Here is a 12,247-nt window from a genome sequence, read left to right as displayed (position 1 = left end):
GTTCGCGGTCAGGTCCGCCGGTTGGCCGCAGACCTGCGCTTCTGAGCCCGGCCTGTGTGCTCCGCACGCGCGACTGCCCTCCCCATGCCCTCTACTCGTCCGCCGCCTGACAAGGAACACACAGATGTCACCACGCTGGAACGCTGACCGCAGTACCCCTCGCCGGGGAAGGGACAGGCAGGCGGAGGTTCTGCGTCCGAAGCCGGGGCTCTCCCGGTTCGCCGGTGACGCGCCACGCGTGGCGGTGGTCGGTGGGGGCATCGCCGGTCTGGCCGCCGCGACCGGCCTCGCCGAGCGCGGCGCTCACGTCACCCTGTACGAGAGCGAGGCGACGCTCGGCGGCCGGCTCGCGGGCTGGCCGGTGGAACTGGCCGACGGTTCGAGGGCCACCATGAGCCGTGGCTTCCACGCGTTCTTCCGGCAGTACTACAACCTCCGCGGCCTCTTGCGTCGTATCGACGGCAATCTCGGCATGCTGACGTCCGTACCGGATTACCCGCTGCGGCACAGTTCGGGTCTCTACGACAGTTTCGCCAAAGTCCCTCGCACGCCGCCGTGGAGTGCGCTGGGCTTCGCGGCGCTCAGTCCCAGCTTCGGCTGGCGCGACATGGCACGTATGGACCCGCGTGCCGCGCTTCCGCTGCTGGACGTCCGTGTGCCGGAAGTCTACGGACAGCTCGACTCGATGAGCGCTCATGACTTTCTGGCCGGTATCCGCTTTCCCGAGGCAGCCCAGCATCTGGCCTTCGAGGTCTTCTCCCGCAGCTTTTTCGCCGATCCGCGGGAACTGTCCGCCGCAGAACTGGTCCTGATGTTCCACATCTACTTCCTGGGGTCCAGCGAGGGCCTGCTCTTCGACGTTCCCGACGAGCCTTTCCCGCAGGCTCTGTGGGATCCACTGGCCGCCTATCTGGAGAGTCACCGCGTCCAGTTGCGCACCGGCAGCTTCGTGGAGACGGTCGCAACGCAGCGCTCGGGCGGCTACCGGATCACGGCCGGCGAAGCCGCCGAGCACTTCGACGCGACCGTTCTCGCCCTGGATGTTCCGGGCTTGCGGCGGCTGGTCGAGGCATCGCCCGACCTCGTCGACACCGAGTGGCGTGACGGCATCTCCCGGCTTCGCAGCGCCCCGCCCTTCCTGGTCTCCCGACTGTGGCTGGACCGTCCGGTACGAGCCGACAGAGCGGGCTTCCTCGGCACGGGCGGCTACGAGTCGCTCGACAACATCAGCGTCCTGGAGCGCTGGGAAGGGGAGGCCGCCCGATGGGCCGCCCGCACCGGAGGTTCGGTGGTGGAGCTCCACGCCTACGCTGTCGCACCGGGTGCCGACAGGCCGGTCGAACAGGAACGGCTGCTGAACCAGCTGTACCGCGTCTATCCGGAGTGCCGGGACGCGAAGATCGTCGACGCCCGGCACGAGTGGCGAGCGGACTGCCCCCTGTTCCCCGTGGGCTCCTACTCCGACCGGCCCGAGGTGCGTACCGCGGATCCCACGCTCGTGCTGGCGGGTGACCTGGTGCGGACCGACCTGCCCGTCGCTCTGATGGAGCGCGCCGCGACCAGCGGATTCCTCGCCGCGAACGCCCTGCTCGAAAGGTGGGGAGTGCGGGGGCAGGCGTTGTGGACGGTGCCGCGCAGCGGCAGGTCCCGGGCGATGCGTCTGCTCGCCGGGATGGCCACGAGCGGATGACCCTCATCCGCTGACCTGAGGCTGGGACCGTCGGCAGTTCCGACGGTCCCAGCTGGTGTCCTGAGGGCTGAGAGACTCTGGCTCTTACCGCTCCGCACCGTTGCTCAGCCCGGGAACTTTCCCTTGCTGCGCAGGTGCCAACGCCGCTCCGCGTAGGCCAGATCGTCGCGCCACAGTCGTCCCGCCGTGCTGCGCATCAAGGGCCGAAGCAGCGGCGCGGCTGCCCTGGCGATGGCGAACCCGGGGCGGCCGGAGGTAGCGATGACCGCCTCGATGACTGCTGTGCGAGGGTTGCCGAGCGCGTCGGGCTCCAGCGGGGTGGCGTGCGTCTCGACGACTGAGCCCTCACCCTCACCCTCGGTGATGTGCATGACCACGGTGCGAGGCTCTGGCGTGGTGAAGACCGCCCGCACGGGCATGACGGCACGGCCGGCGACTTTGAAGGAGACATCGACCGCGAAGCCGTCCTCATGGTCAGGCGATGATCCGTGTGACGTGTCGAGGACTTTCAGGTCGATGAACGAGTACGGGTGGAACCAGGCGCCGTGCCACGGATCCAGCCGGTTGGCGATGATGTCCTCCGGTTCACAGGTGCCCACGGTTGTGTAGACGGCGGCGACGGAACCCATGAGATCGGGTCGCGCCGGCAGTACGGGCCGGTCAAGGGGGGCTTCCCCGCCGGTGGCGTCCAGACGGACCCAGACCAGCACGCCGTCGTCGTACACCGGATAGGGCGTCCACCCGGCGAACGCGTCGCCCTCCAGGGCCAGTCCATGCCAGTGACAGACCAGAGTTCCGCACACCACCGGGCTGTCCCGCAGCGGAGCGCCCAGGTGCGGGCAACTGCCGGGGCCCGCCTTGAGACGGCCCTTCGTGTCTCTCCAGACGACGACATCGGTTCCCGCGACGCTCCGGCCGAAGGGCTTCTGCCCTCCGATCTCCCGGCTCGCCCCGATCACGTACCAGTTCCCGGAGGGCAGCGCGTTCGCCCGCTTGAGAGCCCCCGCGATGGTCGCCGGTTTCGCCTCGCGCCAGGTGGCTCCTTGCCGGTGCCAGGCAACCGGCTTCCGTAGACGCAGCGGAACACGGTTGCGCAGGCTGCGGTGGCGTTCCGGCCGACTGGATCCGCCGCCGTTGTCCGGTCCTGTCATGTCGGGATCTCTCCTCATGAGGTCGCTGTACATAGCCCGCGAGGCCGGTTTCCCCTTCGCGTCGGACCGAACCCCGAAGGTCACGGGTGAGGCGGTAGCCGAGGCAGCTCCTTCTCCTGCCGCAGTGCAGACTGCCGGTGAAGGAACGGCTCTCCTCCCGGGGCGTCCGGGGCAGTGTCGCGCAGGCCCCGCGGATGGCCGCCGCCCGCGCGTCGGGCCGTTGCCATCCGGATCGCCCCCGCGAGGGCGACCGCAGCCCTGCGTCGCCGCGGCACCACCGAACGGCGGTGTACGACCTGGAAGCCGTCCGCCTCGATCGCTCCCAGGATGTCGCGGTAGAGCGTGAACGCCGTTCGCATGCAGGGCCGAGTGACCGGATCGAGCATGTCCAGCCCCGGTTCCGCCTGCCGGTAGACGTCTTGTGTCAGTGCCACGACGTCCAGGACGGCCGCCCGGATCCGTGGGTCGTCCCGTCCGCTTCTGCGGCTCCACAGCAGAAGTTCGCGGTCCACCCCGTGGGCTGACAGAAGGTCGGCCGGCAGGTAGACCCGCCCCCGGTCGAGATCCTCGCCGACATCTCGGAGAAAGTTGGTGAGTTGGAAAGCGACACCCAGGGCCGCCGCATGCGGCGCTGCCTCCTCCATGGGCGTCACGGTCCCGAGCACCGGCAGCATCTGCAGACCGATCACCGCGGCCGAGCCGTGCATGTACCTGGCGAGATGCTCGTACGTGGGGTAGTCGGTGACGTCGAGGTCGCTCAGCATCGAGGCCATGAAGTCGACGAAGTAGCTGTGGTCGATGTCGTACCGCACGGCTGTGTGAACGAGTGCCTGAACCACCGGTTCCTCGCTCCTACCGGTGCGCAGACCGGTGTCCAGGCGGTCCCGCAGCGTGTGCAGGGCCCTGTCACGCTGGGCTCGCGTGGCGTTGCCGCTGAGATCGTCCACGATGTCGTCGGCCCAGCGGGCGAACCCGTACAGGGCGTGAACGGCGGGCCTGCGGGAGACGGGCAGCAGACGAGTGGCGAGGAAGTAGGTCTTGCCGTACCGCGCGTTGAGTCGCCGGCAGTGCGTGTACGCCGCGCGCAGTGCGGGCTCATCGATGCCGGCGGCGTCGAGCTCTCGTCGCGTCATGAGTTCACAGCCTTGGTGGAGGCTGTCCGGGCGGGAGGGCCGCTGCGTCGAGCCGCGGACGTCCCGCGTGGTGTGCCGGTACGCCCGGTGACGCGGGACGCTGCGAGTTTGCCGGAGATCAGCACGGTGGGCACGCCGACGCCGGGGGTGGTGCCGCAGCCCGCGATGACCGCGTTGTCGATTCCGCGCAGCAGGTTGCGTGGCCGGAAGGGGCCGGTCTGGGCGAAGGTGTGTGCGGCCGAGAACGGTGTACCCGCCACATGCCCCTGGGCCGTCCAGTCGGCCGGAGTGACGAGGCACTCTTCCTCGATCGACGCGCCGAGGTTGTCCAGGCCACGGCGTTCCAGCTCGGTGACGAGGCTGTCGCGGTACCGCGGCGACAGGTCCTGCCACTCGCTCACCCCGGGGCCGATGTCCGTGTTGGGGCACGGAGCCAGGATGTAGTGGAGGTGTTTGCCCTCGGGAGCCAGCGAGGAGTCGTGCGTCGTGGGCCGGGTGATCAGGAGCGAGGGGTCGCTCATCACGCGCCCGTCGACGGTCAGCTCCCGGAAGGTGGTCTTCCAGGCCGCGCCGAAGGAAATGGTGTGGTGGGCCAGCTGAGGCCAGGTCCGGTCCGTGCCGGCGTGCAGGATCACGGCGGACGGAGAATGCTGAAGCTTCACCGCTCGTCGGGGAGCTCGCTCCAGCAGCCGGTAGACGACGGGAAGATCCGGGGTGAGGACCACGGCGTCGCACGGGATGCGCTCACCTTGCGCCGTCACCACGGCGGTGATCCGGCTGCCGCTGTGTTCGAGGCGCTCGACCTCGGTACTCCAGCGGAAATCCGCTCCCGCCCGCGCAGCCGATTCGGCCATGCCGCGAGGGAGTGCGTGCATCCCGCCGCGAGGGAAGTACACGCCCGCCACGGTGTCCATGTAGGCGATCACCGCATAGGCGGCCAGTGCACGTTCGGGGGCCACGCCCGCGTACAGGGCCTGGAAGGAGAACACCCGTCGCAGGCGCTCGTCCGAGAGGAAACGACCGATCTGGGGATCCAACCGTCCGAAGGCGCGTAGACGCGCCAACCGTGCCAGGTCGGGGTGCATCAATTGCAGGGGTGAGTCGAAGTTGGTATCGATGAAGCGCCGCATCTGCGCGGCGTACAAGTCGGTGAGCCAGGATCGCAGACGTCGGTATCCTGCTGCCTCACGGTCGCCCGCGAAACGGCGGATCTCCTCTTCCATGGCATCTGCGGAGGTGTGCACATCCAGTTGGGCTCCGTCTGCGAATTGCGCCCGGTAGGCGGGATGTAGCTCCAGCAGCTCGACCTGGTCGGCCAAGCGGTCGCCGACGGCGGCGAAGGCTTCGTCGGCGATCTCGGGCATGGTCATCACGGTGGGTCCGCTGTCGACGCGGAACCCGCCCATGTCGAAGCGTCCTGCGCGTCCGCCCGGCGACGCCTCGCGTTCGATCACCGTGACACGACGCTGGGCACCAAGAAGATGCAGCGTCGCGGAAAGACCTGCCAGACCTGCTCCGACGACGACCACATGATCCGTCGGTCCCGGTACTGATTTCACCTGATTCCCTTTCCTGGTGAGGGAGCTTTCGTTGTCTCGCGGCAGGTGCTGGAGGGCCGCTGTCCGACCACGTCGCCGTCAGGGGCCAGGTAGGCGAGGGGCATTCCGACGACTGACCCGATCAGAGCGGAGAGCCGCCCGTGCACAGGCGCGGACAGCGCGGCCCTCAACAGATGTTCCTGACTGTCCGACACGAGGCGATCGATCTCCACCTCTGTCGCCCTGCGAGCCCCCGTGTGCTCCAGGGTTCGGCGCAGCTCGTCCAGCCCGGCACCGGATAGAGAGGAATCGCCCAGTGATCGGTTCAGCACGTGCCGAGCGGCGGCGTCCCCGGCCTCTTCCGACAACGTCCGCGCCACCGCGGTCAGGTACGTGAGTTTCCCGGCGCGAATGTCCTCCCCAGATGGCTTTCCGGTAACCGACGAGTCGCCGAACACGCTCAGCAGGTCGTCGTACAGCTGAAAGGCGATACCGGCGCTGCGCCCCGCGGAGCACAGAGCGGACGTCGTCCGGCCGTCGGCTCCGGCGAGTGCCGCGCCGAGAGCCAGGGGCCGTTCGACCGTGTAGAGAGCCGTTTTCAGACAGGCGATGCGCAAAGCCCGATCCGTGGTGGATGAGCCGTCCGCTTGGGCGCGCATGTCCAGATATTGGCCTGCGACCATCTCACCGCGCATTGCACGCCACAACCTCTGGACGTCTTCACGGTTCGCTGATCCGGTCAGGATGTCGGCGACAAGGTCGTCCGCCCAGGCCAGGGCCAGGTCGCCGGCCAGGATCGCCGCTGCCCGCCCGTGAGCATTGTGGTCTCCCCGCATGCCGGACCGTACGTGGTTGTCGGCGAACTCGACGTGGAGTGCCGGCGATCCGCGCCGCAGGGACGACCCGTCCATCACGTCGTCGTGGATGAGCGCGCAGGTCTGGATCAACTCCAGAGCGGCTCCGAGCCGGAGGGCGGACTCGGCGTCCTTCCCGGTGGGGGAGCCGCCACCCGCACGCCAGCCCCACCAGGCGAATCGTGCCCGCATGCGTTTGCCGCCGCGCAACGCGAAGAGCCGCACTCGTTCAGCGACCTCTCGCGCGAACAACGGGTCGACTGTCCGGGCGTCGCGTACGCGCTGCCCGGTGTAAACGTCCAGCACGTGCTCCACGGCTCTCGCCGTGTCGGAGTCAGGGTCTGGGCCGAAGTCGGCTGACGGCCTGTCGGGATGGCCCTCGGCTTCCGTGGCGTGGCCTTCCTTCTCATGCTCACTTTGAGCGTCCTGCGGGGCGGAGTGAAACGCCTCCTTTGCTCGCACTTCTTGGGCGTGGCCGTGGTGAGTTGCGTACGGGGAGGCTGGAGCCCGCACAGCACGGTGGTGTGACATGCCTTCACCTCTTATGGGGGTAGTTGCTCACCAGGGGACTAAGGACTGACGCTGCATCGGCCGGAGTACGAGCGAGCCCCGACGGAGCCGGTGTGCAGTCTTCATGGCCCTCGGGAACGATCTTCCCCGCGGCGGTGAGGCGCCGCCATTCGAGCGGTAGGGGGGACGCCGCGCTGCCAAGCCCTTCACCCAAAATCAAATTAGTTCGTCTCGCTAAATTCTCAATCGTTGAAACAGTAACACGGAGATCGTCGGCGAGTGGGTCGGGGAGGACGTCTGGCGTCGCGGCGATGAGGTCGGGGATGCATCCAAACAGACCTCCAGCGCTGAACACACAGTGCTGTAGACCACCGAGCAAGGAGTGATCGTGACTGCTTTGATCCGACGCGCCGCGGCTGTTGCTGTCAGCACCGCTCTGGCGCTGGCCGGCGCCGCCGGCGTAAGTGCCGCCGACTCGCAGCAGGTCAGCCGGGTCGATCTCGGCCGGTATGCCGGTACCTGGTACCAAATTGCGGCAGTGCCCCAGCTGTTCGAGATTCAGTGCAAGAAGAATGTGCGGGCCGAGTACACCCCGCAGTCGGATGGGGGCGTCGCTGTCCGGAACTCCTGCACCACGTGGTGGGGGTCCACCAGCGAGGTGAACGGCGCGGCACGGTCGCTGGACGAGTCCAACACGCGCCTCAACGTCTCTTTCGCACCCAGGCCCGGCGGCGGCTTCGTCCACGGCAAAAATGCCAACTACGTGGTGGTGGGGCTGGCCCCTGACTACTCCTGGGCAGCCGTGACCAACGAGGAGCGGTCCGCAGGGTTCCTCCTGTCCCGGACACCGGCCTTGGGGTCCGAGGCATCGGCCGCAGCGATCGAGGCATTCACCGATGCCGGCGTCGACCCGTGCGAGCTTCGCCTCACGCGTCAGGACGGCGGCGTTGCCCGGCCGGCTTCGCTGTGTCGCTGACTGCGGTGCTGACCGCTGACCGTTGACGGTCGACCCGGGGGCGGATCGGAATCCGACAAGATCCGCCCTCGGCGTAGAGGCAGAGGCCGCCATCTGGTCCGCCGTCCGCGAAACGGGGTGGCATCGCCTCGGACGGCGTGCGCCTGCCGCGTCCGCCGCTCGCTCGCGGGTCATGAGCGGACGTGGCTGGGCGATTGAAGGGCTCGGCGATGGCCGCCCGTCCCGCAATCCGCTTCTCTCGGCACGGACGCATAGTGATCAGCCAGCGCCTGAGCCATGGCCGTCGACGAGTACGTCGAGCGGACGAGCTTCTGGGCCCGGCGTGCCATTGCATCGGCTTTCTCGTCGTCGATGCTGACCAGGCGACGCAGCCCTTCGCCGAGAGTGCGTGAGTTCGAGGTGTCCAGCAGGAGGCCGTTCGTTCCGTCGACGAGGTAGTGCGACACGCCCCCGCGCTTCGGACCCGCAACCATCAGTCCGGCCTCCATCGCTTCGAGCACCGCGAGACCGAATTCTTCCTTCGCGCTCGGACACACATACCGGGCGCGAATGCGCCTCGCTGGGTCCGCCAGGGAATGCTCCAGCAAGCGCACCTCCGCATTGGACAGGGCCGGCAGGAGGAGCAGCCGCTTCCTGGCCTCGGGGGAGGAAGCGACGGCCTCGCCGATGCGGTCGCGCATGGAACGCTCCACGGCGTCCTCGTCCTTCGGCGGGCTGCCTCCTACAAGGACGAGAACCGACTTCTCACAGCACCCCGAATCCACCCAGGAACGCACAAGGAGATCCTGCTGTTTGACGGGGTGCAACCTGCCTACGCTGAGCAGAACTGTTGGTATGCGGGCCGGGTCGGCAAGGGCGATCGCATCGATCCCGGCGAGAAGCTGCCGGCGGCGGCGAACCTCGTTCGACGGTGGCCGGTAGGGAGGGATGCCCTCCGGCGTCGTGCGGACCGGTCCCTTCCCGGCCAAATCGCTCAGTTGCGGAAAGTATGAGCGCAGTCCGGTCGATCCCTCGTCCCCGGCTGCGATTCCGAGGACAAGGTCGGCTCGCTGGATCAGCCGATCCGCGAGAAAAACCCGGTGCAGGTCGTGGCGGAGGCTGTTGGGTTCCGCACCGGCCACGTCGTGCCGTTCGGTGATCTGGCGGTGCGGGTCCGGTGTCGCGGTGAACACCAGCCCCAGCCCCGCCCTGCGTGCGGCTTCGGCGACCGCAAGCGATCCGTCGTCGGCGTAGCGGACGTGAAGCACGTCGATCGACCTGCCCAGCATCGCGAAGAGTTTGGCCGCCCACCATGCCATCGCCTCCCGGTGGCTTCCCATCTCCTCGGGTCGTACGCGGCGGGGGCTGTCCACGGGAAGTCTGAGGATCCAGTGCCCGTTCGCCCTCCGGAGCAGAAGCACCGGATCCGCTTCCAGTTCCGGTCGGCTCGCGGTCACCACGGTGATTACGCCGGCGACACGTCCGGTCTGTGCCAGAGCGTCTCCCAGGGAGCCCAGAAGAACGCTGAGACCGCCGCTGAGACCCTCGCCCGGGCGGTCCAGCTGTCCGACGAGCATGGACTGAGCCACGAGGATTCCGGGGGGCAGGGCCACGGCATCGGCGCCTTGCAGAGGGACGTTGCGCAGGGCACCTTTTAGTAGCCGCTCGTAGGGGTCTTCCTGGTGCTCTGCTCGGGTGGGCAGGAGATGGATGCGGTCGTAGGCGGCGATAAGGCGCCAGGCGGCATGGCGCACTGCCCGGTGCCTTCCCACCGACAGCGCCAGCAGTTGCGCCTCGGTCAGTGGGCGCAGGCGCGAGGATGCGGCCAGATCGAGCAGGAACCGCACGGAGTCGGGATCGCGGGCTTTTCGCAGGCCGTGCTCCAAGGCGGCGCTGGCGCTCCTCGGCCCATGGCGCCGGACGGCATAGGGCCATGCGTCGAAGACGGCTGCCCCGGTCAGGGCACCACCGGCGAGAAGCCGGATGCACTCCAACGGCGGTGGTACGTTCGCGGACCGCATCCGGTGACGCAATCGGGCCAGAGCCATATCCCTGCGGGAGGCAAGCGTCGGCGGACCATCCGTACCACCATCCGGTCGGTACTCGGCCTGAACGAGTTCTGCCAGCAGGTTCGGATGTGGCGCGCGCCATCCTGGAGGGTCACAGGTCGACCGTCGCCAGTGGTCCGCCCTGGCCGCCACGAACGGATCGGACGCGAACGCCGCGCAGCTTCGCGGGGTGCGATCAGCGCTGGTCGCGGCAGGGTGCGAGCGATTCATCGGAACTCCTCGACGACGACGGTCGGCTGGTAGTGCTTCGTCGCCGAGCCAGAGAATGGATGCGCGAGCCGCAGAGAGGTCAGACTTTTTCCCTCGCGGCCGTGAGGAGGAGTGAGGGACCGTGCATCCGTGACATCGACCCGGGGCGAATGTCTCGGCATGAGGTCCTTGCGTCACGCCCGGCGGCCCCGCGTCGCGGTCGTCAGTCCTCCCTTCCTTTCACACGCCCAGCCCCTGTCCGTGTTGGCGGGCGCGCTCGCCCGTTGCGGTGCCGACGTGTATTTCGGCAGCGCGCCCTCCTTCGCGCCGCTCGCCCGTTCGGCGGGCGTCGAGTTCGTCTCCCTGACCGTCAGCCCGAACGCGAACACGGGAATCGCCCAGCGCACCCGGCAGGGCGCGCGGGAGGCAGAGCGACTGGAGGAATTCCTCGGTTCGACCCGGGACGGTGCGATCGCGGCACTGCTCACCCAGTCCCGGCACCGCGGGGAGGACATGCTCTCGGATCCGGTGGGGGTGCTCGCCGGGATACGGACCCTGGATGCTCGGCTGTCGCCGGACTGGTACGTCGTCGACCAGTTGAGCTACCCGGTCACGCTGGCGCTTCACTGCCTCGGGCTGCGCTATGCCACGTTCTGTCCAGGGCACCCGACGTACGTTCCCCAAACGGCGGACACTCTTTTCGGCGTTCCCTACGCCTGGCCGCGTGCGATCCAGCCCGCCCCGGGCCGTGTCGCCGAGCTGCGGCGGGCGGCGAGAGCCAACGACGTGGCGTTCACGCAACGATTCGCGGAAGTCGTGCGCACGCACGCGCCCACGGTCCGGACACCTGTTCGAGCCTTCGCTCTCGCCTCCCGGCATGCCGTGCTGTTCAACTATCCGCGATTCGAGTGGCTTCCGGAGCATCCACGGAACGGCACGAGGTTCTTGTACGGGGGCCACTGCGCACCGGCCGCGGAGCCGAGCCCCGGCGAGGCGTGGGAGGGTCTCGTGCACAGGCTGAGAGAGACGCACAGCCGGTTGGTACTCGTGGCTCTCGGCACCTTCCTGTCGGCTCGTGACGACGTACTGGCAAAGCTCGTACGAGGTGTGCTTCTCGAGGTCCCGGAGGCAGCGGTTGTCGTCGCCGCGGGAGAAAGCGCAGCAGCGCTTGCCCATCTCTCCGCTCCGAACGTGCACATCGCGGATGTGGTCCCCCAGCGGTGGCTCCTCGGGCGGGCCGACGCCATGGTTCATCATGGTGGGAACAATTCCTTCACGGAATGCCTGGCATCCGGCACTCCAGCGCTCATCCTGCCGTTCTCCAGCGATCAGTTCTCGATCGCCCACGACGCCGAGAGGGCCGAGGTCGCGACCTGTCTCGACCCGTCCCGGCTCAGTCCGCGCATGGCCGGAAACGCGGTGCGGCAGCTGCTGACGGACCTTCCCGCTGGTCTGCCGCGCTGGACGCGGGAGGTCGGACAGCGCGGACCGGACTGGATGGCAAGTCGGCTGATTGAGGCCATGGGCGGCATCACTGAGGACTCCTGAGTCATACCTTCACGCATGTTCATCGAGGCGGCGGGCGAGAGCCCTGAGCCCCCGTCTGGTGTGACTCTTGACCGTCCCCAAAGGCAGGTCGAGAAACCGTGCAATCTCCGGCTGTGTCAGGTCCAGGTAATAGGCCAGGAGGAGCACCTCGCGCTTTTGGTCCGGCAATTCCGACAGGAAGGATGCGATGTGCAGCCGCTCGACGGCTCCGGCGCCGACGTCAGGGTTCGCGGCGACGGGGCTCCTGATCAGACGGCGCAACCCCTCGTACCTGCGGGCGACAGCGGCAGACGCGTCGGCGGCCTTGTGCACCGTGATGCCGTACATCCAGGGGCCGATCTCCCCTCGGCGAGGGCAGTACCTGCCGGAGTAGCGCCAGACGTCGGCGAACACCTGCTGCGCGACATCCTCGGCTTCCTGCGGATCGACGCAGCGGCGCTTGGCCCAGCGAAGCACCTGTGGATGCCAGCGGGTGTAGATGCTCTCGAAGGACTCTCGCACGGTGTCGCCGTGAGCTGGGGCGCCGCAAGCGTTCGGGCAAGAGTCGGACGTGGTTGTAACAGTTCGCTCGGACACCAGCCGTCTCCGGATGGGCTCGGTGGATTTGGGG

Annotated in this window: 9 protein-coding genes; 3 read left to right on the top strand and 6 right to left on the bottom strand. The window is 68.2% G+C overall.

All coding sequences use genetic code 11. The features are described from left to right. Nucleotides 1-124 precede the first annotated feature (124 nt). Nucleotides 125-1,690 (top strand): FAD-dependent oxidoreductase, encoded by a 1,566-nt coding sequence (locus WQO_RS03645; RefSeq protein WP_029181862.1) that lies wholly within the window; start codon nucleotides 125-127, stop codon nucleotides 1,688-1,690. Between the two features lie 104 nt (nucleotides 1,691-1,794). On the opposite strand, the gene WQO_RS03640 is transcribed toward WQO_RS03645, so the two are convergent. The 4 genes from WQO_RS03640 to WQO_RS03625 all read right to left on the bottom strand — a co-directional run bounded on the left by WQO_RS03640 (nucleotide 1,795) and on the right by WQO_RS03625 (nucleotide 6,681). After that, nucleotides 1,795-2,841 carry a DUF5914 domain-containing protein gene (locus WQO_RS03640; protein ID WP_010056175.1) on the bottom strand — a complete coding sequence of 349 codons (1,047 nt, stop codon included), beginning with the start codon at nucleotides 2,839-2,841 and terminating at the stop codon, nucleotides 1,795-1,797. Nucleotides 2,842-2,921: 80 nt separating this feature from the next. Beyond that, complete coding sequence (locus tag WQO_RS03635) at nucleotides 2,922-3,974, bottom strand: phytoene/squalene synthase family protein (RefSeq protein ID WP_010056177.1); 1,053 nt, start codon at nucleotides 3,972-3,974, stop codon at nucleotides 2,922-2,924. After that, nucleotides 3,971-5,533, bottom strand: a complete 1,563-nt coding sequence (locus WQO_RS03630) for a phytoene desaturase (protein ID WP_032747341.1) — start codon at nucleotides 5,531-5,533, stop codon at nucleotides 3,971-3,973. The genes WQO_RS03635 and WQO_RS03630 overlap by 4 nt, the downstream gene beginning before the upstream one ends. Further along, nucleotides 5,530-6,681, bottom strand: a complete 1,152-nt coding sequence (locus WQO_RS03625; protein ID WP_010056179.1) for a polyprenyl synthetase family protein — start codon at nucleotides 6,679-6,681, stop codon at nucleotides 5,530-5,532. The genes WQO_RS03630 and WQO_RS03625 overlap by 4 nt, the downstream gene beginning before the upstream one ends. Nucleotides 6,682-7,264: 583 nt before the next feature. On the opposite strand from WQO_RS03625, the gene WQO_RS03620 reads away from it, so the two are divergent. Beyond that, the gene (locus WQO_RS03620; RefSeq protein ID WP_237274098.1) at nucleotides 7,265-7,852 is read left to right on the top strand and encodes a lipocalin family protein; all 588 of its coding nucleotides are present in this window, start codon (nucleotides 7,265-7,267) and stop codon (nucleotides 7,850-7,852) included. Nucleotides 7,853-8,022: 170 nt separating this feature from the next. Here the strand turns inward: WQO_RS03620 and WQO_RS34740 are convergent, their stop codons facing one another. Next, complete coding sequence (locus tag WQO_RS34740; RefSeq protein WP_158073247.1) at nucleotides 8,023-9,717, bottom strand: glycosyltransferase family 4 protein; 1,695 nt, start codon at nucleotides 9,715-9,717, stop codon at nucleotides 8,023-8,025. A 633-nt stretch (nucleotides 9,718-10,350) separates the two neighbouring features. Here WQO_RS34740 and WQO_RS03605 point away from each other — a divergent pair. Then, the gene (locus WQO_RS03605; RefSeq protein ID WP_237274097.1) at nucleotides 10,351-11,637 is read left to right on the top strand and encodes a glycosyltransferase; all 1,287 of its coding nucleotides are present in this window, start codon (nucleotides 10,351-10,353) and stop codon (nucleotides 11,635-11,637) included. Nucleotides 11,638-11,646: 9 nt separating this feature from the next. On the opposite strand, the gene WQO_RS03600 is transcribed toward WQO_RS03605, so the two are convergent. Continuing rightward, a complete protein-coding gene (locus WQO_RS03600) occupies nucleotides 11,647-12,138 on the bottom strand; it encodes an RNA polymerase sigma factor (RefSeq protein WP_010056186.1) in 492 nt (163 codons plus the stop codon). Nucleotides 12,139-12,247 lie beyond the last annotated feature (109 nt).

The organism is Streptomyces globisporus C-1027 (assembly GCF_000261345.2).
Lineage (GTDB): Bacteria > Actinomycetota > Actinomycetes > Streptomycetales > Streptomycetaceae > Streptomyces > Streptomyces pakalii.
The sequence above is the reverse complement of the archived record's forward strand: the minus strand, read 5'-3'. Positions and strand labels throughout refer to the sequence as shown.